Source organism: Ectothiorhodospira sp. 9100 (assembly GCF_022227565.1).
In the GTDB taxonomy this organism is placed as follows: Bacteria; Pseudomonadota; Gammaproteobacteria; order Ectothiorhodospirales; family Ectothiorhodospiraceae; genus Ectothiorhodospira; species Ectothiorhodospira marina.
In genome coordinates this window covers 45,183-70,885 of sequence record NZ_JAJNAN010000012.1, presented here as the reverse complement: position 1 = coordinate 70,885, position 25,703 = coordinate 45,183, and the positions used below count along the sequence as shown (strand labels likewise).

Here is a 25,703-nt window from a genome sequence, read left to right as displayed (position 1 = left end):
AACGGGTTGGGGGTTCAAGGCGGGCCACCGCCGCCGAATTCAGCTTTATTGACTGCGTGATACCGGGCTTCCTCGGGGGTGGCCTGGCCTGCGTCCACCAATCGCCGCAAGGCGGCATCCATGGTCTGCATGCCCACCAGGGCACCGGACTGCATGGTGCCGGGCAGCTGGTCCGTCTTGCCCTCGCGCACCAGATTGGCCACGGCGGGGGTGTTCACCAGGATCTCCACCGCCGCGACCCGACCGCTCCCATCGGCCCGCCGCACCAATTGCTGGGACACCACTCCGCGCAGGGAGGTGGAGAGCATGGTGCGGATCTGCGCCTGTTTCATGGCTGGAAAGGCATTGATGATCCGATCCACCGTGGCTGCGGCCCCGTTGGTATGCAGCGTACCCAGTACCAGGATACCCGTCTCGGCCGCGGTCACCGCCAGGGAGATGGTCTCCAGGTCGCGCATTTCCCCCACCAGGATGGCGTCGGGATCCTCGCGCAGGGCCGAGCGCAGGGCGGCAGCGAAACTGGGCGTGTGCAAACCCAGTTGACGCTGGCTGATCAGGCAGCGCTTGCGCTCGTGGATGAACTCGATGGGGTCCTCGATGGTGATGATATGACCACGACGGCGCTCGTTGATGTCGTTCACCAGGGCCGCCAGGGTGGTCGATTTGCCCGATCCCGTCTTGCCCGTCACCAGGATCAGGCCATGGCGCTGCATCCCCAGGCTGGCGATCACCGGGGGCATGTTCAACTCCCCCAGCGACAGGGCACGGGCGGGGATGGCACGAAAGACCACCGCCAGGCCGTTGAGATGCCGGGAGAGGTTCACACGAAAACGCGCCAGATCCGGGATGGCATAGGCGAAATCGGCCCCATCCTCCCGCTCGAAGGTCTGGCGTGCCGCATTGGGCAGAATCTCCGCGGTGAGATCATTCACCGTCTGGGAGGTAAGGGCCTCATCGGAGAGATTCTCCAACTCGCCGTTGATGCGCAAGCGCGGCGGGTCGCCGCCGATCAGGTGCAGGTCGGAACCGCCCCGCGCAATCAATTCCCGTAGATAACCGTCCACCTGGTGCATCACTCACCCTCCCGCCAGGTTGATCCGGGGCAACAGGCTGGAATCGGTGACAAAGCGCTGAAAGGCCTGCTTATCGGTGGCGTACTGATAGGCATCGTCCGGGTCCACTTCATTGCGCTGTATGGCCTCCAGCAGGGCCTGATCCAGGAGTTGCATGCCCTGGTCACGACCCGTCTGCATCTGGGAAGGGATCTGGTGCACCTTGTCGGACATGATCATGCGGGCAATGGCCCGGTTCATCACCAGGCACTCGACAATGGCCCGGCGGCCTCGCCCATCGGCGGACTTGATCAGATTCTGGGTGACCACCCCATGCAGGTTCTGGGAGAGAAAGGTCTTGCCCTGCTCGCGCTGCTCCAGTGGCAGGGCATCCAGGATACGGTCGATGGTCTTCACCGCCGAGGTGGTGTGCAGGGTGCCCAGCACCAGGTGACCCGTCTCGGCGGCCACCATGGACATGATGATGGAATCCACATCTCTGAGCTCCCCTACCAGGATCACATCCGGGTCCTGGCGCAGGGCAGCCCGCAGCCCCTTGGCAAAGCTGGGCACGTGGGTGCCCACCTCCCGCTGGATCACCTGGGCTCGCTTGCAGCGGTGCACGAACTCCACCGGGTCCTCCAGGCTGATGATATTCACTGAACGACGGGTATTGATGTGATCAATGATGGCCGCCAGCGTGGTGGATTTGCCGGTGCCGGTGGAGCCGGTCACCAGCACCATGCCCTGATGATGATCCACCATCCGGGTCACCACCGGCGGCAGTCCCAGGCTGTCCAGGGCTGGTACCTGGGCCGGGATGTGCCGGAAGGTGGCCCCCACCCCGGTGGCCTTGCGGAACAGGTTGGCCCGGAACCGGCCCACCTCGTCGTTCACATAGGAAAAATCCAGATCGTCACCGCCCCGAAACCGCTCCTTCTGGGCCGGGGTGAGGATCTCCATCACATAGGCCTCCAGCTCCCGATCGCCCAGGTCGCGAAACCGGATGGGCATCAACTCGCCATTCATGCGCAGCATGGGGGGCACCCCAACCGCCAGGTGCAGATCGGAACACCCCTGTTCCCGGGCCAGTTTGAGAAAGGCGTCGATTCTGGGCATGGCAAGGTCTCGTTCAGGCAGCCAATCCAGCCGTGCAGGCCATCAGGCCCGCCGCTCTTGCTGGAACTCTAACAGCGTCTTGCGCACATCCCGCATGGTGGGATAGCGATCCTCCGGGTTCACCGCCATCATGGTCATCACGATGGCGCTGAGCTCGCGGTCAATCCCAGGACTGATCTCATGGGGCGGCGTCGCCTGTCCCTGCACGTGCTGATACATGATGGCCATCTGGTCTTCACCGCTATAAGGCACCTGCCCCGTGATCATCTCGTACAACATCACCCCGAGAGCATAGATGTCGGCACTGTGGGTGATCTTGCGGCCCGTCACCTGCTCCGGGGCCATGTACTTGGGGGTACCGATGAGGATGCCGGTACGGGTCAGGCGGGTGTCCGCCGAACCGGTCACCGAGGCGATGCCGAAATCCACGATCTTGAGTTGCTCCCGGTTGTTGATCAGCACATTGCCCGGCTTGAGATCCCGGTGGATGACACCCACCTGGTGAGCGGCACCGATGCCGGCGGCAATGCAGGCGGCAAAGCCCACCGCCCTGTCCTGAGGCATGGGACGCTCCTGCTTGAGGACCACGCCCAGGGTGGAAGACGGGAAATATTCCATGGAGATGGCCAGTACCCCCTGCACCGTCAGGAAGTCGTAGATACGGATCACGTTCTCGTGAGTGATCTTGCGCGACAGACGCAGTTCCTGAACGAAGCGCTTGATCATCTCCTCGTCGGCCGCCAGCTGCGGATTCATCACCTTGAGGATGATGGTCTCGGAGATCATCACATCCTCCATGAGCAGCACGGTGCCAAAGGCACCTTTGCCCACACGACGGATGAAACGGTAGCGTTCCCCCAGTGTCTCGCCGGGTTTGAGGGTCTCCAGATCCAGGCCCGCACCGTGAAAGCTCAGGCGACGGGTACCCGCGGCAGTCTCATCCGCTCCGGTCCGTGTGACGGCGATCTGCCCGGTATCACTATCCAGCATGGAGGTGGCCTCGGGCAGGGCTTGACCCGAGACGCCTTGTCCAAGCGAAGACACGGCAAACCTGGCCTCCAGCCGGGCACTGGCATCCCGGGCCATATCGTGCAGTTCGCTATCGCCGTCAGCGGACACACGGCGAACGGCCGTCAGAATATCACCGGCAGTTCGGGCATCGGCCAGGTCCACCAGAGCATTCATCGCCTCCAGACGCACGGCGCGATCACCATCAGCCAGGCGCTGTATCAAGGGTTCCACGGCACGGTCATCCTGCAGGCGGGCCAGGGCGCGCACCACCACCGGAGCGGCATCGGCATCCCGGTCCAGCATCTTCAGCAGGGCCGGCACCGCAGCGGTATTGCCAATACTGCCCAGGGCATCCACGGCGCGCTCGCGCACCCACCAGTCCGAGTCCTCCAGGGCATCAATCAGGTAGGTCAACGCCGTCTCGTCGCGGGTGGAGTTGAGGATCTCCACCGCCGAGCGGCGCACGAACTCGTCTTCATCACGAATCAGTTCCACCACCGCCCGTACCACTCGGGGCCCGCCAATCTGTGCCAGCGCGTCGGCGGAACGGGCCCGCACCCACCAGTCCTCGTCCTTGATGGACACCAGCAATTCCTTGATGTTGCTGGCATTGCCCACTCCATTGAGCACCTCCACAGCGGCCCGGCGCACATACTCCGACTCATTCTGCAGCACCGGCAACAGATGGCGCATGATATGCGGGTCATCAAGCTTGATGATGGCGTCAATGGCCTTTTGCTGCACGTTGATGTCCGGGTCATGCAGCAGAGCGCACAGGGAGGCGGCGTCCATATCCACCGCGCCCAGTGCCATCAAGGCCTCCAGTGCGGCGCCACGCACGCCCCTGTCCTCGTCACTGAGTCGCTCCTGCAGGATGGCACGCACGGCGGGGGTATCAAAGCGACGCAGCACCCTCACCACCATGCGCCGGATCACCGGATCCTTCCCCGAGGCGCGGCTCATCAGATCCGGTAGCACCGCCTCGTCGGCCACCTCGTCAACCACCCGGAACAGGGCATTGCGATCCAGCGGTGGCAGTTCATAGGCCTCGCGCAACAGCAGGCTGGCGTTGAGTCGAGCCCGATGGGCGTGCAACACCCGCACCAGGGCCGACCTGGACACATGGGGATCACGAAAGGCCCGTGCCAGAGGGTTGGGATCGAATCCCCTGGCCTCCTCAAGGATCTGGGTCACTCGGTCCACCTGGGTCGGGTTGGTGTCAGACAGCGCCTGCAGAAAAACCGGTAGCGTCTTGTCGCACACCAGGCATCGCAGCAGCTCCATGGTGCGGGACAGGCCCTCACCCGAGGCATCTCCCAGCCCGTGCAGCAGACGACGTACACCGGCATCTCCCAGGGACCTCAGTTTCTCAAGACGCCTTTGGGCCTGCGCTTCACCCAGATCCCCGGCATCCAGCAGACGCTGGATCTGACGGTCGGCTCGAAAATCGCTGAACACACTCACGACGGATCGCCCTCGTCGGGACATCCTGCGGTCGAGGGCGCACCGGCATGAGCCCCGTTCCGGAGATGCCGCGGAACGCGGCCACGATCAATCCCGGGGGGCATCATCATCGGGCGAGACACGCACGATGTAGGCCTTGTTCACCAGCGTGACCTCCGTATCCGACAGGAACAGGCGCACAAAGCGCTGATCATGGATATTGATGTAGTCGTAGAGACGGGCATTCTGCGGGTCCAGCAACTCCCGGATGGTCCCCACCAGATTGGAGCCGTCCATGAGATGCAGTCGGGCTCCCAGGCAGACCGCGTTGTCCTCGGATCCGGGTGCATCCACCGCGTGCTCCAGTCGCACCACCGAATGCTTGTTGTAGAATCGCGTTTCGTCTTCGCCGCACTGAATCACGAAGAAGGGCTCGGGCCCGTTGAGGATCTCCGCTGGCGACTCTTCCCCCAGGTAGCGAGCGCTTTGCAGATGAACGAACAGGGACCCCAGAACCAGACCATCAGGATGCACCCAGGCCTTGACCGGTTTGAGCTTCTTGGGAATCTTCAGTGCTTCTTTATCCACGGGCGCCCCCTATGGAGAATCTCCAGGCCAACGACAGGTGACTTCACAGTATGCCGCAAACATCCGGCGCTGACTAAGGTCGGCACACAGATCCTGTTGACATGGACGCAAAACAAAATGACAATCGTTCTTGTTTATCCCGGTATCCGCCGGGCATTGAACCTTCACGATAGGGAGTGACTCCTTCCATGATCCAACGCCCCATCACCGCACTGGCGAGCCTCACCGTCGCCGCCGTGACCGCCCTCACCCTGCCCCTGCCCCTTTTTGCCAACGATGAAGTGAACGTCTACTCGGCCCGGCAGGAAGCGCTGATCAAACCCCTGATGGATGAGTTCACCGAGGAGACCGGCATTCGCGTCAACATCGTCAGTGCTCGGGCCGATACCCTGCTGCAGCGTTTGCGCAGCGAAGGCCGGAACACCCCCGCTGATGTCCTGATCACCGTGGACGCTGGCAATCTGCACAACGCCAAGGAGGCCGGTGTACTGCGCCCGGTTGACTCCGAAGTGCTCAAGGAGGCCATCCCGGAAAGTCTGCGGGATCCAGAGGGTTATTGGTACGGGCTGTCCATGCGCGCGCGCCCCATCATGTATGTCACGGGCGAGGTGGATCCAGAACAACTGTCCACCTACGAGGCCCTGGCGGACGAGCAATGGCAACAGCGCATCTGCATCCGTTCCTCCAGCAACGTGTACAACCAGTCCCTGGTGGCCTCCATGATCATCGCCAACGGTGAGGAGGAAACGGAAGAGTGGGCGCGTGGGCTCGTGGACAACATGGCTCAACCGCCCCGAGGCGGCGACCGTGATCAAATCCGTGCTGCCGTGGCCGGTGTCTGCGACATCGCCATCGCCAACACCTATTACCTGGGGCAGATGCTCAACTCCGACGACGACACCGAGCGAGCCACGGCGGAGGCCATCAGCGTGTTCTGGCCCAACCAGGAAGGTCGGGGCGCCCATGTCAACGTCAGTGGTGCTGGTCTGATCACCCATACCGAAAATGTCGATAACGCCGTGAAGCTCCTGGAATTCATGGTCAGCGACCGGGCCCAGCAGTGGTATGCCGAGGCCAACCAGGAATACCCGGTGAAACCAGGCGTTGAATGGAGCGACACCCTGTCCGAGCTGGGTGACTTCAAACCCGACGCCGTCAACCTGGGCCAACTGGGTGAATACAATGCCGAGGCCGTGCGCCTGATGGACCGGGCGAACTGGCGGTAAGTGTCTTGGTGAGACCTTCCCCCGGCCCCTCTCCCCGATGGGGAGAGGGGCTAACAGGCTGTCTTCCGGGCTGCGACGCGTTACTATGTCGGGCTTTGAGCGTACTCATGCCCATGAACCATTACCCAAGCACTCCATGAGATCGGCCCTGGCTACCCTCGGGGACACGCTGCCGCGTCCCCGCTGGCGCAGACCGGAAGGCTGGACCATCATCACGCTGCTGATCGCGGGCGTGTTGTCATTGCCGATCCTGGTCATCTTTGCCCATGTCTTCGTGCCCGCCTCGGAAGTGTGGCTGCACCTGCGCCAGACCGTGCTGCAGGATTACGTGGTCAACTCGCTGATCCTGATGCTGGGCGTTGGCGTCGGGGTGCTGCTCATTGGCGTCTCCACCGCCTGGCTGGTGAGCATGTGCGACTTCCCGGGCAGGCGCGCCTTTGAATGGGCCCTGCTCCTGCCTCTGGCCATGCCAGGCTACATCATCGCCTATACCTACACGGGCATGCTGGATTTTGCCGGCCCGGTGCAGACACAGATCCGCGATCTCACCGGCTGGGGCTATGGCGATTACTGGTTCCCCGAGATCCGCTCCCTGTCCGGGGCCATCGCCATGCTCACGCTGGTGCTCTATCCCTATGTCTATCTGCTCAGCCGGGCCGCCTTCCTGGAACAGTCCATCTGCGTGCTGGAGGTCTCCCGCACCCTGGGTTCCAGTCCCTGGGCGGGTTTTCGGCGTGTGGCCCTGCCCCTGGCCCGGCCAGCCATCATCACCGGCCTCAGCCTGGCCCTGATGGAAACCCTGGCCGACTACGGTACGGTGGAGTATTTCGGCATCCCCACCTTCACCACCGGCATCTTCCGCACCTGGTTCGGCATGGCCGATCCGGGGGCCGCGGCGCAACTGGCCGCCCTGATGATGACCTTTGTACTGGTACTGATCGTGCTGGAGCGCTACTCCCGGCGCCGCGCCCGATTCCACCACACCAGTGCCCGCTATTCTCGCCTGCCCCGCTATCGCCTCAAGGGTTGGGCTCGCACCGGCGCCCTCGTCGCCTGCCTGCTGCCCATTGTCCTGGGATTTGTGGTGCCCTCCAGTCAGCTGTTCCAGTGGGCCATGAAGACCACCCACATGTGGCTGCAGCCACAGTTCCTGGGGCTGGTGTGGAACAGCGTCTCCCTGGCGGCCATCGCCGCGGTGCTGGCAGTGTTCCTGTCCCTGATCATGGCTTATGGCAAACGCCTGGAATCCTCCCGAACCACCAACGCTGCCGTGCGCATCGCCGGCATGGGCTACGCCATCCCGGGCACTGTCATTGCCGTGGGGATCATGCTGCCGTTTGCCTGGGTCGATAACACCATCGACAGTTTCATGCGTGACACCTTCGGCATCTCCACCGGGCTCCTACTCTCGGGCACCCTGGTCGCCCTGGTGTTTGCCTATTGCGTGCGCTTTCTGGCCGTCTCGCTGAATACGGTCGAGGCGGGTCTGGGCAAGATCAAACCCTCCATGGACGATGCCGCTCGCTCCCTGGGCTCCGACCCCCGCACCGTGCTCTGGCATGTTCACATGCCCATCATGCGTGGCAGCATCCTCACGGCGCTGCTGCTGGTATTCGTGGACATCTTGAAAGAACTGCCCGCCACCCTGATACTGCGCCCCTTCAACTTCAACACCCTGGCGGTGCGCGCCTTCGAGCTGGCCTCGGACGAGCGCCTGGCGGATTCCGCCAGCGCCGCCCTGGCCATCGTCCTGGTCGGGATCACCCCCGTGATCCTGATCAGCCGCACCATCAGCCGCTCAAGACCCGGACATGACACGCCTGCTTGAGATCGACCACGTGAGCGTGGGCTACGACGGTACCGACGTTGTCCACGAAGTCACCCTGACCCTGAACACCGGCGTCATCGGCTGCCTGCTGGGCCCCAGTGGCTGCGGCAAGACCACGCTGCTGCGCTCCATTGCCGGGTTTGAGCCCATCAGTGACGGGCGGATCCAGCTTGAGGGCCAGGAGGTCAGCCGCCCTGGACGCACTCAACCACCGGAACGTCGCCAGGTGGGCATGGTCTTTCAGGATTTCGCCCTGTTTCCACATCTGACCGTGGCGGAAAACATCGCCTTTGGCATCCGCGGCCAATCCGCCAGGCAGCGCCGCCAACGGGTCACGGAACTGCTCAGCCTGATTTCCATGGACGGCTATGGGGAAGCCTATCCCCATGCCCTCTCCGGGGGCCAGCAACAGCGTATCGCCGTGGCCCGGGCCATGGCCCCGCGCCCCCGTGTGCTGCTCCTGGACGAACCCTTTTCCAACATGGATGTGGAACTGCGGGAGGGACTGGCCCGGGAAGTCCGGGCCATTCTCAAGCAGGAGGAGATCACCGCCATGCTGGTCACCCACGACCAGAACGAGGCCTTTGCCTTTGCCGACCGCATCGCCGTGATTCACGCCGGGCGGGTATTGCAGTGGGACACCGCCTACAACCTCTATCACAAGCCCCGGGATCGTTTCGTGGCCGACTTCATCGGCCAGGGCCGCATGCTCCCCGGCCAGGTGCTCAGCGAGCATGAGGTGGAAACGGAGCTGGGCACCATCACCGGCAGCGTACCCCAGAACTGCAGTCCGGGCGCCCCGGTGGATGTGCTGGTGCGGCCCGATGACATCCTGCCCGATGATGACAGCGAGATCTTCGGCGAGGTCATGGATAAGGCCTTTCGTGGTGCCAGCTTCCTCTATAACCTGCAACTGGGTAGCGGCACCCGGGTGCTGTGTCTGACACCCTCCCATTACAACTTCGCCCTGGGAGAGCGCATCCCGCTCAAACTGGGCTTCAACCACCTGGTCATCTTCCCCCGTTGAGGTGATGCTCCACCCGACCCCGCAGATTCACGGCGGGGGCTGCCAGATGGATGGCCCGGCCATGAAGGATCACCACACCACGCGCCGGCAGCAGGGTGATCCCCGCTTCGGGCGTGCCGATGACAATAGGACGCCCACCCCGGGACTGGATATGAAGATCCTGGTCCGCCCACCAGTCAAGATCCCCTTCCACCCGCCATTGGCCCTCTCCCGCCATCACCTCAAGGCCCAAGCCGGCGCCGGCGGAGAGGGTCAACCGCCGGGTCGCCATGGCTCGCAGGTCCGCCTCGGCGTCCATGATCACGTGATGACGGACACGCGCCCGCCAGTCGCCCGCGGCCCGATGGATACACTGCCCGGATGCCTGAAGCGAGGCTTCGCCTGCCACACGCTCATGCCGATCCCCCCCTGCCCATGAATCCAGGTGGGCGCCGCACCGTATGTGCAAACAACCACCGGTGGTGGCAATGAGCGCGCCCTGGCGACAGATCAGGGACAAGGCGGCGGCATCCATGCGGGCATCCAGGGCCAGCAGGTGCTGCTCGTCACGGGTGAACAGCTTCAGCAGTGCGCGCCCCTCCCGATCATCCATCAGCAGGGTGTGACCGCCAGCACTGCGGTAGAGATGCCGACGGTCATCCCGGGCATCGACCGGATTGGCGTGGGCCCCATCGAAACCGGCCCCGGCAATCACCGCAAAGCCATCCGGATCCCCGCCCAGGATCATCAGGCTCACGGATTGCCCTGACTGCAACGGAGTGTGCCAGCCACTGGCCCGCCCGTCTTGCCCCGGAGGGGCGGCGTAGGGGGTCAGTCGTGGCCAGTGTGGCCCCGCCTCGGGCGCCATCAGGCCCACATCCATGAATAGGCCATGGGCCCGCTGACATCCGGCGTCATCCATGTGGGGACCGGAAGGACCCTGAATCCGGGCCTGAAGCATATCCGGCACCGCGCCCCCATGCCGGCACGGCTCCGCGGGCTGGTAGGGGATGTTCCCGGGGCACAGCCGCACACGATTGCGATACCCCCATCCACCTGACTCATCCGCCCGCGCCTCATGCAGAATGGATTCCACCCGCCACACCCCTCGCGGGACCGCGGGGTGACCCGGGGCCGATATCTGGATCCGGTCTCCGGGCTGCAGATCCTGCACGGTGGTCTCCAGCAACAAGCCATGGGCTCGACAGACCTCGCGCTGAGCCAGAATCCAGGCCCGCCATTCCAGGCTTCGGCTATCATGCAACCCCCAACCGGGATGGTCTTGCACGCCTTCGCCATGACCGCTGTCCGCGGTGGCCACACAGGGCCTTCCGTCGGCCAGCCGCCCCTGAACACGGATCCGCCGGCAAACCGCGCGATGATGTTCCCGGGCGCTGAGCACGCCCACGGGTCGATCCCCCCACCCCCCAGGCGATCCCAGCCAGTTCAGTACACGGTGCCCGGGCATGCCCGCGCCATCTTCCAGTCGCAACGTTTCCATGCCCTCGGCCACGGTCAACCGGGTGTGGATCCCGGCACGAGCCAGCACCCGGAACAGCAGATCGGCGTCGCGCTCATCCGCTTGCAGGATGGCTCCACGGCGGGGGTGATCCCGGGTAAGGTGCCGGGCATCCACCGCCAGCCCCAGCGGATCCAGCAATTCCCGGGTGAGCCCCACGGCATCCAGACCAATGAACAGGCGCGTGTCCCGATGCAGGGTCAACCCCGCCAGCCGGCTACGCAGGGTAAGGCGCCAGCGCCGCCCCACATCCTCAGCCTTGCAACTCGGGCGACAGGCGGTCAGAACGCCCAGCCATTCACGCGTGGGGCTCAAACAGGGGGAGAGTATCAAACGGGCCGGGGCCCCCAGGCATGCCAGACACTCCGGCCCGGCGTGGACCACGTCCACCTCCATGCGGGTGATCCGGGAGAGACCCTCACGCAGTCGCAGGGCGACAACGGGCAGCTCGAGATCACCGAGGGTGAGGCTCAGGGCAACCCCGGCTGAAAGGGAGTGAGGAGGCTGTTTCACAGGCACATCCATGGGCATCGAAGCACTTCCCTGATCCGTGGGAGAAGGCATGAACATATCACCCCCGGGGATGGCTTTGAAGGGCAGACCAGTGGCATGAAAAAAGGCCTGAAAAGCTCTTCAAAAATCCCTCCCGAAGCGTTATGGTGGCGCCCGTTCCCGGGGGGATGCGAATGGCGGCCCACTACCGCCTCACTTGCCTCCCCATACAGGCGTCAACCCTGACCGGGGGCCTTTGTGAGGCAATAGAGGATCCACCTCTCGTATGGACAGTTGCAGTACAAACGGCACACGCGCGGCGGCCCTTCCGGGCTGGTCCAGGATGGTGTGCAGCGTCCATCGGGACGAGCGCCCCGCAACGGTCATCTGACCTTCCCGGGCTCTCCCCCAGGCGCCGCCCTCCGGAACGCACGGGAGAACCCGACCCCGACTTCACCACCCATGCCCGGTTTCCCCGGTGCCGTGGGGGAGTTGCATTGATATCGGGATCATCTCTCCCCGGCCCCGCCTGTTGCCACACCCGCCACACCGCGCAGCACGCCCCCGGGCAAGAAGGAAACAATGAGATGACCGAGATGATGACCAAGGCCAACGACCGCTTCGAAGCCAACCACTACCAGGCCATTCACTGGATTGACGAGCGTCAGGACCCCGCGCTGCAGACCGTGGACCGGGCTGTCAGGCAGGGGCATTACCAGACGGCCCGCACGCGGTTTCTGAAGCTGGCCGAGTCATCCCAGATCGGTGTTCTTCAGCACATCCCCCAGCAGGATGCGGTGCGTCTGGCCGGGGGGCTGCCCACCTATACCGTCGCCCGCCTCTTCGAGCACCTGCCCCGCCCCCTGGGCCGCGCCATTGTGCAGTCCCTGCCGGAGGGCAAGCGGGAGGGCGTGGTGGTCATCCTCAACCATCGCCGTCAGACCCCCCGCAGCCTGCGGAGCCGACCGCTTCAGGGTTGATCAGGCCACCCCCGCGGGGCCAGCGTGGCAGATGCCGATGGGGACGGTCGCGCCGCCCGCGGGGAAGCAGACTCAAGGCCTATGGGTTATCCTTGGCATCACTCCCAAGGACCCGGTCCCGCTCACTCCCGTGAACCAGGCGACCCATCCGGTGTCCGACGGCAAAGGATCATTCATCGGCCCATGACACCAGCCCACCCCCCACCATCGCGCACCTCATGCACCTTCTCCAGCCACATCCGGTGGGTGGTGCATGGAGTGGGCGTCCTGTTGCTCATCGCCACGTCGACTGCCTGGGGCAACCCTCGGGCGGAGATCTCCGGCGGCAACAGCGAGATCCAGGACAATGTACGTGCCCATCTGGGCCTTTCCTCGGCGCGTTGCGACCTGCCCGCCTGGCGTGAGCGCCCCTTGGTGAGGGCCGCCCGCGAAGACACCCGCAAGGCCCTTCGGGCCCTGGGCTACTACAGCCCGGAGATCGAGGTTGATCTTCAGCACCTCGACGAGTGCTGGCAACTGAATGTACGGCTGGATCCGGGGCCGCCCGTGCGCATCCGTACCATCGACGTCACCTTGAATGGGGCCGCCACTGAGGATTCAGCCTTCCAGGCATACCTGCGCGATCTCCCCCTGCGCGAAGGGCAGCGCCTTCGCCACAACCAATATGAACAAATCAAGAGTGGCCTGAACCGGCTGGCATCCTCCCGCGGCTATTTCGATGCCCGCTTTACCACCACCCAAATCCGCGTTCAGGTCAGCGAGCAGGCCGCCGATATCGTGGTGCACATGGACAGTGGTCCGCGTTACCGCTTCGGGCCGGTCACCCTGAACCAGGACATCCTTCATGATGAACTGGGTCAGAAATTCGTTCCCTTTGAGCAAGGGCAGACATTCGAGAGCCAACGCCTGATCCAGTTGCAGCAGGCCCTCATCGACAGCGGCTACTTCGCCAACGTGCGCGTGGACACCCAACCGGAGCAAGCCCAGGATCTGGAAGTGCCCATCACCGCCACCCTGGACGCCCGCAACAAGTGGTCCTATCTGGCCGGCGTGGGCCTGAGCACGGATATCGGCCCCCGATTGCGCCTGGGCCTGGAAAACCACCGGGCCAACCGCTCGGGGCATCGCTACAGCGCGGACCTGGAACTGGCACCGGTGCGCTCCAGCATCGGCCTCAACTATCAGATCCCCCTGGGGGATCCAGCCCGTGAACGGGTGGATCTCACCACCGGGTTCCAGACCGAAAGCACCGACAACGCCGATGGCGACCTGTTCACTCTGGGCATCGCCCACATCCGGCAGAAGCCCTCGGGCTGGACCCACACCCGCTTCCTCCGCTACGAACACGAGGATTATGAGATCTCTGATACCCGGGGCACCTCACGTCTGCTGACCCCCGGGCTGGAGTGGTCCCGTATCCAGTCAGATCACCCCATCTTCCCGCGCCAGGGTTGGCGCCTGAGCGCCAACGTACGTGGTGCCTCCGAGGACCTGCTCTCCACCGTCACCTTCGGCCAGGCCACGGGTCGGGCCAAGCTGATCATCCCCCTGGGCCGGGGTCGGCTGCTCACCCGGGCTGACGCCGGCATCACGGCAGTCGACGAATTCGTGGAGCTGCCCAGTTCCGTGCGCTTCTTCGCCGGTGGCGACAACAGCGTGCGCGGCTATGGTTATCGTGAACTGGGCCCCACCGATGACGACGGCGAGGTGATTGGTGGGCAGCACTTCTTCACCGCCAGCCTGGAGGCCGAGTACCCTATCGTCGGCAAATGGAGTGCCGCCGTCTTCGTGGACGGCGGTAACGCCTTCGACGACCTGGACGACTACAAGGCCAAGTACGGCGTCGGCGCCGGTGTGCGCTGGCGTTCACCCATCGGCCCGATCCGTATGGATATCGCCCACCCGACCGATGGCGACGACAATTTCCGACTGCACCTGACCATGGGGATGGACCTGTGATACGCCGCGCCCTGATCAGCCTCGCCGTGGTGCTGTTGCTGCTGGTGGCCCTGGTCCCCGGCCTGGTGACCGCCCTGGTGGCCACCGAACCCGGCGCGCGCCTGCTGGTGAAGCAGGGCGTGGGCTTCGTGCCGGGGGAGCTGCACATCGAGCAGGTGAGCGGCACCCTGCTCAGCGGCCTGCGGGCCGAGGGAGTGGTCTACACCCACGAGGCCCTGACCGCCTCCCTGGAAAGTCTCGACCTGCAGATGGAACTGCTGCCCCTGACCCGTCTGACGGTGCATATCAATGCACTGGATGCCCAGGGTCTGGAGCTCACTCTCACGCCGGATCCCAACGCGCCACCGCCGGACCCGGATGAGCCCTTCACCCTGCCCGAGGCCATCCCCATGCCGGTCACGGTGGATCTGACCCAAGGGGTGATTCAGAACATCCGCTTTCGCACCCAGGAGCAGGCCGAACCGATCCTCGTGGATGAGGTGCGCCTGAGCCTGCACCTGGATGCCGAGCGTGCCCTCATCCGTGATCTGAACGTCCAGACGCCCGACGTCCAGGCCAGGGCCTCCGGCCGTGCGGCTCTGGCCCAACCTTACCCCCTTGCCTTGTCGCTGGACTGGCAACTGGATCTGCCCGAGGCCACCCGGGAGCTCTTGCCGAACGAACCCGCCCGCGGGCGACTGGCCCTGGAGGGGGACCTGGACAGTCTGGCGATCCATCACCGGGTGCTGGGCCCGGTGTCCCTGCTCAGCGCCGGTCGCATCGATCAACCAATCACCGATCTCCATCTTGACCTGGCCCATCAGTGGGAGCCCTTCGAGCTGGAACTGGCACCCGAACAGCGCCTGTCCGTGGCCTCGGGCACCCTCACCACGCGAGGTGGTCTGGAGGCTTATGAACTGGGCCTGAGCGCGGCCCTGCAGGTCACCGACCTGCCCGCTGTAAACCTGGCCCTCGCCGCCGATGGGAACCTGGAATCCCTGAATCTGGCTCCCCTGTCCGTGACCAGTCCGGCCGGCAACCTGGAAGTGGCCGGTCGCCTGGGCTGGGTCGATGCCCCGGACTGGGCACTACAAGTCCGTGGACGGGACCTGAATCCCGCTGAGTTCATGGCGGACCTGACCGGTCGCCTCAACCTGGATCTGCACACCCAGGGGCGTCTGGATCCGGAACAGGGGGTGGTGGCACAGGTGGACCTGCAGCGTCTGGCGGGGCAACTGCGTGACTATCCTGTGACGGGCCAGGGGCAGGTAGTCATCGACGGCACCACCCTCAACACCCCCGGCTTGAGACTGGGCGTGGGCGACAACCGCCTGAGCACCCGCGGTCGGATGAGCGATACCCTGGCACTGGACTTTGATCTCAATGCCCCGGACCTGCCAGCCCTTTGGCCGGGCCTGGAAGGTCGGGGCACCGCCAGTGGACAGGTGAGCGGCCCCCTGGAGGCCCCTGTGATCTCCACCCAAGCCGATATCCGTGAGCTGGGCCTGGGGGATTTCTCCCTGGCTCGACTGGACCTGGATCTGGAGGCCGGGGTGAGTCCCGACAACCCCGTACGCCTGGACCTGCAAGCCCGCAGCCTGCAGCTGGGCGAGGGCCTGGAGTTGCGCAGCCTGAGCCTTCAGGGTCGTGGCACCGCGCAGGCTCATGAGATGACCCTGGACCTGGAAGCCGATCAGGGCCAACTGGGACTCACCCTGGCCGGCGCCCTGAACGAAGGGCCCGCCTGGGCGGGCCGGCTGACCCGCCTGACCGTGGAGCAGCCCCAGGCCGGCGCCTGGCAGCTGGAAACCGACGTGGGGCTCAATGCCTCCCCCAGCAGCGCGCGTCTGGAAGACCGCCTCTGCCTCGCACAGGACACGGCCCGGTTGTGCCTGAACGGTGACTGGTCCGCTGAGGCAGGCACCACGGCCGACCTGCAACTGAACGATCTCTCCCTGGCGGTGCTAAAACCGTTCCTGCCCCCCAACCTGCGGCTGGATGGCTCAGTTGGGGCCACCGCCAGCCTGCGCCTGGACGATCAACTGTGGCTTGAGGCACGGGTGGAGCCCAGTGCCGGCGAGATCCGTCTGCGGGACCTGGACGACGAGGAACACATCATTCCCTACCAGGACGGCCACGTGGATCTGCAAGTGGATGACCGGGACATCACTGCCCGCCTGGCGCTGGGCTTTCTGGAGGGCGGACGCATCAATGGCCGACTGGACGCCCGTCAGCGGGACGACAGCGACCTGAATCTGGACGGTGAGCTCCAGGTGGCCCTGGACGAATTCCGCTGGCTGATACCACTGGTCCCCCAGGTGACTGACCCCGGAGGTCGCCTGCGGGTGGACCTGGCCGTGAACGGCACCACCGCCGACCCTCGCATCGAAGGCCAGCTGAACCTCACCGAGGGCACAGCCTTCATCTCCGAGGCAGGCATTACCGTGGAGGCCCTGAACCTGAACCTGCGCAACGACGGCCTGGAACGTCTGGTTTTCGAAGGGGACATGCGCTCCGGTCCCGGCACCCTGGCGGTGGATGGCGAGGTGCAATTGGGCGATGAGGATGACATGCCCATCATCATCAACATCCGGGGGGACCACTTCCAGGCAGTCCGCCGCCCCGATATCCAGGCCCAGGTCACCCCGGACTTGCGCATCACGATCATTGGCCAGCGGGTCATCGTCACCGGCCAGGTGGAGATCCCCAAAGCACGGGTGGAACTGGTGGAATTGCCGCCCCAGGCCGTCTCCGTCTCCGGGGACGAACTCATCGTGGACAAGGGAGACGAGGAGCAGGAAGGCATGATGGTGATCGCCCGGGTGCGTGTCATCCTGGGTGACGATGTGCGCATCAGTGGCTACGGCCTGGATGCCCGTCTGACCGGCGACATTGCCGTACAGGACTCACCGGGCATGCCCACGCGCCTGGTCGGCGAGGTGCGTGTGGCCGAAGGCCGCTACAAGGCCTATGGGCAGGACCTCACGGTGGAGCGGGGCATCATCCTGTTCCAGGGGCCACCAGAGAATCCGGGCCTGAATGTGCGTGCCTCACGGCGCGTACCCGCCCACGATGTGGTCGTGGGGCTGGAGATCGGTGGCACCCTGGATGAACCACGCTCACGGGTCTTTTCGGAGCCTCCCATGGAAGACAGCGAGGCCCTGGCATTCCTGGTGACGGGTCGCCCCCTCTCCGGGGCAGGCGAAGGTGACGGCAATGCCATCGTCTCCGCGGTGGCTCTGTACGGGATCGAACAGGGCGGCTTCATCACCGATCGAGTGGGTCAGGAACTGGGCCTGGACGAGTTTACCGTAGACACGGATACCGGACTGGAAGAGTCGGCCCTGATGATGGGCAAATATCTCTCCCCGCGCCTCTTCCTGCGCTACAGCGTGGGCCTGTTCGATCGAGTCAACACTGTCATGCTGCGCTACGAGCTCTCCCGCAACCTGAGCCTGGAGACACGCTCCAGCAGCGAGGCCCAGAGCATGGACCTGCTTTATCGGCTGGAGCGTTGACTCACGGCCCCTGCGCACCCGGGACAAACGCGATGCCCGGGTGCCGCACTGGGACAGACGCTGGAGATCTGACCTCAGCGCTTGAGCTTCAACTGGGACAGGTCACGCACGGCCCCCTGTGAGGCCGAGGTGGCCATCAGGGCGTAGGCCTGCAGGGCCTGGCTCACCACCCGCTGGCGGCTCACCGGCTGCCAGGCCCGCGCCTCGCCCCGGGCCTCCATGGCCTGGCGGCGTCGATCCAGTTCCGCATCCTCCACGGCGACACGGATGCTGCGACCGGGGATATCGATCTCGATGGTATCCCCCTCTTCCACCAGACCGATTGCGCCCCCCTCGGCCGCCTCTGGAGACACATGACCGATGGACAGTCCCGAGGTGCCCCCGGAAAAGCGCCCGTCGGTGATCAGGGCGCAGTCCTTGCCCAGTCCCTTGGACTTCAGATAGCTGGTGGGATAGAGCATCTCCTGCATGCCAGGGCCACCCTTGGGGCCCTCGTAGCGGATGATGACCACGTCCCCTGCCTTGATCTGATCCGCCAGGATGGCCTCGACCGCCGTATCCTGACTCTCGAACACCCGCGCCGGACCGGAGAATTTCAGGATGCTCTCATCCACGCCTGCAGTCTTCACGATGCATCCGTCCATGGCCAGATTACCCGCCAGCACCGCCAGCCCCCCGTCCCGGGAGTAGGCGTGGGCCACGTTGCGGATGCAGCCCTGTTCGCGATCCAGATCCAGGTCGTCCCAGTGTTGTGACTGGGAGAAGGCCTCCTGGGTGGGCACCCCGCCGGGTGCCGCCAGATAACGCTCCCGCGCCTCTTCCGAGCGGGTGGGTCGCGCCACATCCCATTCATCCAGGGCCTTCCCCAGGCTGGGGCTGTGCACCGTGGGCACATCCGAGTGGATCAGGCCACCCCGATCCAGTTCACCCAGGATGGCCATGACCCCACCGGCCCGATGCACGTCCTCCATGTGGTATTTCTGGGTGGCCGGGGCCACCTTGCAGACATTGGGCACCTTGCGGGAGAGCCGGTCGATGTCCTCCATGGTGAAGGGCACTTCCCCTTCCCGGGCCGCCGCCAGCAGATGCAGCACCGTATTGGTGGAGCCACCCATGGCAATATCCAGGCTCATGGCATTCTCAAAGGCCTTCATGCTGGCGATGGAGCGGGGCAGCACGGCGGCGTCGTCACCTTCATAGTAGCGCCTCGCCAGCTCCACCACCTGGCGACCCGCCTGCAGGAACAGTTCGCGACGGCCGGAATGGGTGGCCAGCAAGGAGCCATTGCCGGGCAATGACAGGCCCAGGGCCTCGGTCAGGCAATTCATGGAGTTGGCGGTGAACATGCCCGAACAGGAACCGCAGGTGGGGCAGGCGGAACGCTCATATTCCATCACGCTCTCATCGCTCTCCCCAGGCGTGGCCGCTGCCACCATGGCGTCCACCAGGTCCAGACTGATCACCTGCTCGCCGCGGCGCACCTTGCCCGCCTCCATGGGGCCGCCGGAGACAAACACCACAGGAATGTTCAGGCGCATGGCGGCATTGAGCATCCCGGGGGTGATCTTGTCGCAGTTGGAGATGCACACCAGGGCATCGGCGCAGTGGGCACTCACCATGTATTCCACCGCGTCGGCAATCACCTCCCGTGAAGGCAGGGAATAAAGCATGCCGCTGTGGCCCATGGCGATGCCATCGTCCACTGCAATGGTGTTGAATTCCTTGGCCACGCCGCCGGCCTTCTCGATCTCCCGCGCCACCAGTTGTCCCAGGTCCTTGAGATGCACGTGCCCAGGTACGAACTGGGTAAAGGAATTGGCGATGGCGATGATCGGCTTGTCGAAGTCCCCGTCCTTCATGCCGGTGGCGCGCCACAGGGCGCGGGCCCCGGCCATGTTGCGTCCGTGGGTGGTGGTGCGAGATCTGTACTGGGGCATGGGGTGATTCCGAAGATTGTTGCTGATGGCACACAGTCTACACCGGCACCCGATCCGTTCCGAGTGCCCTCACCGCAAATCATGCGGCGAACACCCGCTCCCGCGGGGTACCACGGGTGAATTGTCATGCTTCTTTACAATGCCAGGCGATAAGCAGCCCCCAAAAACACCATCCCCTTGATTGATCGATAGAATTCAGCATGGGCACAAACCCTGCAGGAAGTTCCTCAAGATAAGCCGAAGACAGGCCATTACGCATGGACTCTGGTGCCATGAACGCACACAGGTTGCTCTGGGTGGACCTTTTGGACAACCCGGAGACCCCGCCCTTTTTGACGCCTGGGTGGGAAATCCTGGTCGCTTCCTCACTGGGTGAAGCAGAGACCCTACTCAGGGATCCCAGCATCATGGTCGGGGTCTTTTCGCTGAGGCCCGACTCACTGGAACACCTGCCGGCGCTGGAGCGCTTTCTTCAGCATCACGGCACCCGGGAATGGCTTGCCCTGGTGGAACCCGACCTCCTTTGGGATCCTCGAGTACGCGAGATCCTGCGCCATTGGTGTTACGACTTTCATTCCTTCCCGTTGGATACTCCCCGGCTGGAAGTGGTGCTGGGACATGCCTTCGGCATGGCGGCACTGCTTGCTCAATCGAGCATCCCCTCCTGCGGCTCGGGAGAAGAGGATCCCCTGACTGGTGAGAGTCCTTCCATGGAACAGGTACGCCGCACCATCTGCAAGGTCGCGCGCGTGGCCGCCCCGGTGTTGATCACCGGCGAGAGCGGCACCGGCAAGGAACTGGCGGCTCGCGCCGTACACGAGGCCTCCCCCAGGGCCGGCAAACCCTTTGAAGCCATCAATTGCGCTGCTGTGCCCGCTTCTCTCATTCAATCGGAACTCTTCGGTCACGAGCGCGGGGCCTTCACCGGTGCCCATCGCGCCCGAGGTGGCCGGGTGCAGGCCGCCCATGGCGGCACCCTGTTCCTGGACGAGATTGGTGACCTCCCCCTGGAGGTCCAGGCCTCATTGCTGCGGTTCCTGCAGAACCAGACGGTGCAGAGGGTGGGCAGCGACCATGAAGACAAGGTGGATGTGCGTGTCGTGGCCGCCACCCACGTCAACCTCACCGACGCGGTGAAGGAGGGGCGTTTCCGGGAGGATCTGTTCTACCGCCTGGATGTCCTGCACTTCGAGATGCCACCGTTGCGGGAGCGGGATGGGGACGGCGTGCTACTGGCACACCATTTCTTTCAGGCCTTCGCCCGGGATCGCAGTGCCCGGGTGAAGGGGTTCAGTGCATCCGCCCTGGAGGCCATCCGCCGACACCCCTGGCCCGGTAACGTCCGGGAACTGATCAACCGCGTGCGGCGGGCCATGGTGTTGTGCGAGAACCGTTTCATCCAGCCAGAGGACCTGGGGCTTGAGGACGCCCTGGAAAACACCCTGCCCCAGGCCTCACTGGAAGCGGTGCGGGCAGAAGCGGAACGCAAGGCCATCACCCGAGCCCTCAGAACCTGCGAGGGCAATGTATCCGCCGCGGCTCGCCGCTTGAATGTCTCGCGCATCACCTTGTATCGGCTCGCCCGACGCCATGACATCCCCTTACAGGGACAAACGACCGTCAAGAGCTAACCCATGACATGGCGCGCGGGCAAGGCGGCATCGCCCAACATGCCTGCTGGATGCCTGCCTACCCGGACACCCCCTGCAAAGGAGCCCCAAGGACATGAGATTCACCCGCACACACCTGGTACTCGCCTGTTCCATATTGCCATGGGTCATTCCCCAAACGGCCTGGGCCCAGGAGGCACCGCCCCGAGAGGTTGGCGAACGCCCTCCCCAGGAAGAAGCCCAACCCGACGTGGCGGCGGTTTTCCAGGAGCGCGGGCTGCTGACCCCCAAGGGGAGCTGGGTGGTGGAGCCGTCCCTGCAGTATGTGCATAGTTCATCAACCACGGTGGCAGTGGACGGCTTCACCATCCTGCCCGCCATTGCCGTCGGACTGATCGACATCAGCGAGGTACAGCGAGACACACTCACTGCAGCCCTTTCTTTCAGATACGGTCTCTCCGATCGAACGGAAGTGGGCATTCGTATCCCCTATGTCTGGCGGGATGAGTCACTGCGGCGGCGCGAGGTTCTGGTGGGTGCTGATGCCGGAGCACTGAGCGAATCTGATGGCGACGGCCTCGGGGACGTTGAACTGGCCCTGCATTACCAGTTCAACCGTGCGGTCACCGGTAAACCCTTCTTCATTGGCAACTTCAGGGTAAAGGCGCCTACCGGATCATCTCCCTTCGATGTGGACCGAGTGCCGGCAGTGAACAGTGACGGTGAAGAGATACCCGGGCTGTTCATCCTCCAGGAGCAACCCACCGGCTCGGGTTTCTGGGCCATCCAGCCCAGCCTCACCATGACCTATCCCACGGATCCAGCGGTGATCTACGGCAACATCAGTTACCTGTGGAATATCGAACGTGACGTGGATGACGACATCGGCAAGATCAACCCGGGCGATGCTCTGGGCATCAGCCTGGGCACCGGGATCGCGTTGAATAATCAGACATCCATCAGCCTGGGCTATGACCACAGCATGGTCTTCAAGACAAAATACGAACGCGGCGCCCCACTGGACCCCTCATTCGACCGCATCCAGGTGGGTACCTTCCTTTGGGGCCTGTCACACCGCTTTTCACCGCGAACCAGCATGAACCTGTCCGTGGGGATCGGAGCCACCTCGGCCGCCCCGGACACCCAGGTCACACTGCGCATTCCCATGCGGTTCTGACATGTCCTCGCGAGGCGACTCAGTAGCCCCGCAAACCCTGAATCACCTGCGCATCCAGCATGCGACGCATGTCCATGCGGTTCAGGTTCATTCCCGCCAGGTCCACATTCAGGGTGGTCTGATTGCTGATGATCTGATTGCTGAGCTGGTTCTGGACAACGGATGCCCAGTTTGAACCGGATAGTGCCTGAACCGTCAGGCCATCCAGGGCATTGCGGACGTGTACTCCACCAGTCGCCATAGGGGTACCAACGCCGGACCGGTCCATCAGCACTGTGCGAGCCACCACCTCGCCATTGATGGCCGTGGTGCGCTCGATGCCCAGGGCCAATTCAAAGCCTTCACGGCGAATCAGGCCACCCCGCTGCTCAGCCAACTCCTCATCGGGCACCACGGCCCACCTCATCGCGGCAAGGGGGTCGCCGGCAGCGCCGTCGAGGGTCGCAGGCCAATCACCGTGGGCGGGCAGGACAAACCCCACGACACAGGTCAACAGCAAAGCCTTGGGCGGGCGACACAGCAGCCGCCCCATCGTCGTTCGCAGACCCGAAAACCATTGCATGTTTGCCTGCACCTCGGCTGCTACCAGTCAGAATGGCGTGGCAGAGCCAGGAGAAAATCTGCCAGCCCATCACGCGCCAGGGCCGTGCCATAGGGGGGCGTGGTCAGGGCCTCCCAGGACACAGGGGCGTTGAAATGTTCGCGCCCCAAGTCCAGGCGGTCACGAATCAGGAAAAGAATATCGTTACTGCGAATCGCCTCAAACTCCGTGCGACCGTAGTCTTTCACTCCCAAGGCGGGATCCCCCACCAGCACGCGGTCACGCCGAATACCCTTGACCACAACGAAATGGCGATACCCTTCAATATCCACCAAGGCAATGGCGGGAATGCCCAGTTCTTCCAACTTTTCCAGGGGGATTCGGAAACCATCCGACGCGATGCCCTGAGTACCCAGATAACGCTTCATATCCAGCATTGAAAAACCCTGCTCCCGGATGCGCGCCTGATCCCCCATCTCGTACATGGTGTCAAAGGTCTCGCGTTCCCCGGTGGATCGATCGTAGTGATAAGTCAGCAGGGTCGCCAGAGCCGCCGACCCGCAACTGAAGTCATATCGCTGGCGCACCACCGTCTTGAAACGCATACCCTGCAGACTGGTCACCGACATCTCGTGAGTACCCATGGCTCCCGGAATATGGACCATCCCCGAGCCCTGCCCTATCTGCGGCATGACCAGAGCCAATGCACCGCAGGTGATCGCTACGGCAAACACTCGACTCCACTGGCTGACACTCGCCATGAAATTATGGCGCCACATTGACATTGAGAATCAGGGATTCCTGGATGATCACATTGTGACCGGAGTTCTGGATCACCGTGCTAATCCCCTGGGCATGATCAAAAGCCCCCGTACCCAGCACGTTGTCGCCGCTGGCAAAGGCTCCCTGCATTTGAGTATTGGACAACTGAGCATTGGATGTCATGTGACCCAGTTGTACGGAAGAAATGTTATACATGGCGCGCTGATTCCCCAGCGTCTCCGCGCCCACGGCCGCCGGCAAGTGCAGTGATTCAGTCTGCGCCAACACGGGGGCCGTCACCAACAACATCAACACCAGGGGAAAACCGTTTCTCCCCCATGCACTACCTCGCTTGGCGCCCATCACCCTTCACCTCCTGGGTCCTGGAGTTGGCCGGGACCAGAGGCGGTGGTCGTCTGCCCACCGCCTCTGGTCACCTCTCAACAGACGTCAGGCGCGGGGGTTACTGACCCAGGCCCAGGTGTGCCTGCACGGACACCTGCTGCTGGGTGAGACTGTTGGTGCCGCTGTTCTGGGACACCTGGGTAATACCCGCGGAGTTGCTCAACCCACCCTCACCGATGGTGTTATAGGCCGAATAAGAAGATTCGGACTCAATGTGGAGCGAGGTATTGGTCACCGCACCACCAAGATCATTCTCGCTCACCACCATGGCGCCAATGTTGAACGAATCGGTGACACTGTTATCGGTGGAGATGCTATTGTCGTTATTACTGTCCACGACGTTATTACTGTTATTCACGCTGCTGTTCGAGTTATCGTTGTTACTATTCGCGACATTGTTGCTGTCGTTCATGCTGTTATCGGAGTTATCCGACGAGTCATTCCCGGAGTCCGCAATATTGGTGTTCCCGGAATCAGCGATGTTCGTGCTGTTATCGTTCTGAGAATTGTCGTTTCCGGAATCGGCCACATTGGTGCTGGCATCCGTATTGAATGAATCGCTGACGTTACCAGAATCGCTGGTATTGCCGCTATCGTTCGTGCTGTTATTGCTGTTGTCGTTGTTGGAGTCCGTCCAGGCCATATTGTTACTGTTATCGGAATTATCGCTATTGTCCGAGTTATTGCTATTATCCGAATTATTGCTGTTATCGGAGTTATCGTTCAGCGAGTCCGTCCAGGCCATGCTGTTGTCGGAGTTGTTGCTGTTGTCCGAATTGTTGCTGTTATCGGAGTTATTGCTATTGTCCGAGTTATCGTTCAGCGAGTCCGTCCAGGCCATGCTGTTGTCGGAATTATTGCTGTTATCCGAGTTGTTGCTGTTATCGGAATTGTCGTTCAGCGAATCGGCCCAGGACTGGTTATTGCTGTTATTGGAAGCGTCATTGCCGGAGTCGGCAACATTGGTACTGGCATCCGTTTGGGAATTATCATTCCCGGAATCCGAAATACCAAGGCTGGTGCTGGCATCGTTCTGAGAATTGTCATTACCGGAGTCGGCAATATTGGTGTTGCCAGAGTCCGCAACGTTGGTGCTGGCATCCGCCTGGGAGTTATCATTCCCGGAGTCTGCGATATTGGTACTGGCATCCGTTTGGGAGTTATCGTTCCCGGAGTCCGCCACACTGGTGCTGGCATCATTCTGAGAGTTGTCGTTCCCGGAATCGGCGACATTCGTATTACCCGAGTCCGCCAAATTGGTGCTGGCATCACTCTGGGAGTTATCATTCCCGGAGTCGGCCACATTGGTGTTGGCCGAGTCACTCACACTATTGTCCGAGCTGTCATTGGCAGAGTCAGTCAGGCTGGTGTTGCCTGAGTCAGCAATCGGAGTATTGAAGGATTCGCTGGCATTGTAGGAATTCTGATCCCCAAACTCACCTTCGCCGGTGTTGGCAGCATCCGCCCAAGCTGGGGCAGACATACCGAAGGCCAGGGCAATGGCTGCGGAGATTGCGGTCTTCTTGAACGTCATCATGAAATCATTCCTCC

The 25,703-nt window shown here is 63.3% G+C and carries 18 protein-coding genes; 8 read left to right on the top strand and 10 right to left on the bottom strand.

Annotated features, from left to right (window positions below):
- Positions 1–14 precede the first annotated feature (14 nt).
- The 4 genes from LPW29_RS05885 to LPW29_RS05870 all read right to left on the bottom strand — a co-directional run bounded on the left by LPW29_RS05885 (position 15) and on the right by LPW29_RS05870 (position 5,213).
- A complete protein-coding gene (locus LPW29_RS05885; RefSeq protein WP_238627250.1) occupies positions 15–1,073 on the bottom strand; it encodes a type IV pilus twitching motility protein PilT in 1,059 nt (352 codons plus the stop codon).
- A gap of 3 nt (positions 1,074–1,076) precedes the next feature.
- Positions 1,077–2,171, bottom strand: a complete 1,095-nt coding sequence (locus LPW29_RS05880) for a type IV pilus twitching motility protein PilT (protein ID WP_238627249.1) — start codon at positions 2,169–2,171, stop codon at positions 1,077–1,079.
- 42 nt (positions 2,172–2,213) lie between these two features.
- Positions 2,214–4,646 carry a HEAT repeat domain-containing protein gene (locus LPW29_RS05875; RefSeq protein ID WP_238627248.1) on the bottom strand — a complete coding sequence of 811 codons (2,433 nt, stop codon included), beginning with the start codon at positions 4,644–4,646 and terminating at the stop codon, positions 2,214–2,216.
- 87 nt (positions 4,647–4,733) lie between these two features.
- Entirely contained in the window at positions 4,734–5,213 is a 480-nt protein-coding gene (locus LPW29_RS05870; RefSeq protein WP_090250640.1) for a hypothetical protein, read from the bottom strand.
- Positions 5,214–5,401: 188 nt separating this feature from the next.
- On the opposite strand from LPW29_RS05870, the gene LPW29_RS05865 reads away from it, so the two are divergent.
- The 3 genes from LPW29_RS05865 to LPW29_RS05855 all read left to right on the top strand — a co-directional run bounded on the left by LPW29_RS05865 (position 5,402) and on the right by LPW29_RS05855 (position 9,294).
- Positions 5,402–6,439: a Fe(3+) ABC transporter substrate-binding protein gene (locus tag LPW29_RS05865; protein ID WP_238627247.1), complete on the top strand. Its 1,038-nt coding sequence runs from the start codon at positions 5,402–5,404 to the stop codon at positions 6,437–6,439.
- A 136-nt stretch (positions 6,440–6,575) separates the two neighbouring features.
- A complete protein-coding gene (locus LPW29_RS05860) occupies positions 6,576–8,267 on the top strand; it encodes an ABC transporter permease (RefSeq protein ID WP_238627246.1) in 1,692 nt (563 codons plus the stop codon).
- Entirely contained in the window at positions 8,251–9,294 is a 1,044-nt protein-coding gene (locus tag LPW29_RS05855; protein WP_238627245.1) for an ABC transporter ATP-binding protein, read from the top strand. Before LPW29_RS05860 ends, LPW29_RS05855 begins: the two co-directional genes overlap by 17 nt.
- Here LPW29_RS05855 and LPW29_RS05850 read toward each other — a convergent pair.
- The gene (locus LPW29_RS05850) at positions 9,278–11,356 is read right to left on the bottom strand and encodes a contractile injection system protein, VgrG/Pvc8 family (RefSeq protein WP_238627244.1); all 2,079 of its coding nucleotides are present in this window, start codon (positions 11,354–11,356) and stop codon (positions 9,278–9,280) included. The two genes, LPW29_RS05855 and LPW29_RS05850, sit on opposite strands and share 17 nt — an antisense overlap.
- A gap of 515 nt (positions 11,357–11,871) precedes the next feature.
- On the opposite strand from LPW29_RS05850, the gene LPW29_RS05845 reads away from it, so the two are divergent.
- The 3 genes from LPW29_RS05845 (at position 11,872) to LPW29_RS15610 (ending at position 17,720) form a co-directional block, all read left to right on the top strand.
- Entirely contained in the window at positions 11,872–12,264 is a 393-nt protein-coding gene (locus LPW29_RS05845; RefSeq protein ID WP_238627243.1) for a hypothetical protein, read from the top strand.
- 183 nt (positions 12,265–12,447) lie between these two features.
- A complete protein-coding gene (locus tag LPW29_RS05840) occupies positions 12,448–14,223 on the top strand; it encodes an autotransporter assembly complex protein TamA (protein WP_238627242.1) in 1,776 nt (591 codons plus the stop codon).
- Positions 14,220–17,720 carry a translocation/assembly module TamB domain-containing protein gene (locus LPW29_RS15610; protein ID WP_238627241.1) on the top strand — a complete coding sequence of 1,167 codons (3,501 nt, stop codon included), beginning with the start codon at positions 14,220–14,222 and terminating at the stop codon, positions 17,718–17,720. The genes LPW29_RS05840 and LPW29_RS15610 overlap by 4 nt, the downstream gene beginning before the upstream one ends.
- Positions 17,721–17,794: 74 nt before the next feature.
- Here the strand turns inward: LPW29_RS15610 and ilvD are convergent, their stop codons facing one another.
- On the bottom strand, positions 17,795–19,657 hold the full coding sequence (gene ilvD, locus LPW29_RS05830; protein ID WP_238627240.1) for a dihydroxy-acid dehydratase: 1,863 nt from the start codon (positions 19,655–19,657) through the stop codon (positions 17,795–17,797).
- A gap of 272 nt (positions 19,658–19,929) precedes the next feature.
- Here ilvD and LPW29_RS05825 point away from each other — a divergent pair, with 272 nt between their 5' ends.
- Positions 19,930–21,288: a sigma-54 dependent transcriptional regulator gene (locus LPW29_RS05825; protein WP_238627239.1), complete on the top strand. Its 1,359-nt coding sequence runs from the start codon at positions 19,930–19,932 to the stop codon at positions 21,286–21,288.
- Between the two features lie 94 nt (positions 21,289–21,382).
- Positions 21,383–22,444, top strand: coding sequence for a transporter (locus LPW29_RS05820; RefSeq protein ID WP_238627238.1), 1,062 nt, complete (start codon positions 21,383–21,385; stop codon positions 22,442–22,444).
- A 19-nt stretch (positions 22,445–22,463) separates the two neighbouring features.
- On the opposite strand, the gene LPW29_RS05815 is transcribed toward LPW29_RS05820, so the two are convergent.
- The 4 genes from LPW29_RS05815 to LPW29_RS05800 form a co-directional block, all read right to left on the bottom strand.
- The gene (locus LPW29_RS05815; protein WP_238627237.1) at positions 22,464–23,006 is read right to left on the bottom strand and encodes a hypothetical protein; all 543 of its coding nucleotides are present in this window, start codon (positions 23,004–23,006) and stop codon (positions 22,464–22,466) included.
- 20 nt (positions 23,007–23,026) lie between these two features.
- Complete coding sequence (locus LPW29_RS05810; RefSeq protein WP_370642814.1) at positions 23,027–23,746, bottom strand: C39 family peptidase; 720 nt, start codon at positions 23,744–23,746, stop codon at positions 23,027–23,029.
- A gap of 4 nt (positions 23,747–23,750) precedes the next feature.
- Positions 23,751–24,110, bottom strand: coding sequence for a hypothetical protein (locus LPW29_RS05805; RefSeq protein ID WP_238627235.1), 360 nt, complete (start codon positions 24,108–24,110; stop codon positions 23,751–23,753).
- Between the two features lie 100 nt (positions 24,111–24,210).
- The gene (locus tag LPW29_RS05800) at positions 24,211–25,689 is read right to left on the bottom strand and encodes a hypothetical protein (protein WP_238627234.1); all 1,479 of its coding nucleotides are present in this window, start codon (positions 25,687–25,689) and stop codon (positions 24,211–24,213) included.
- Positions 25,690–25,703: the final 14 nt, after the last annotated feature.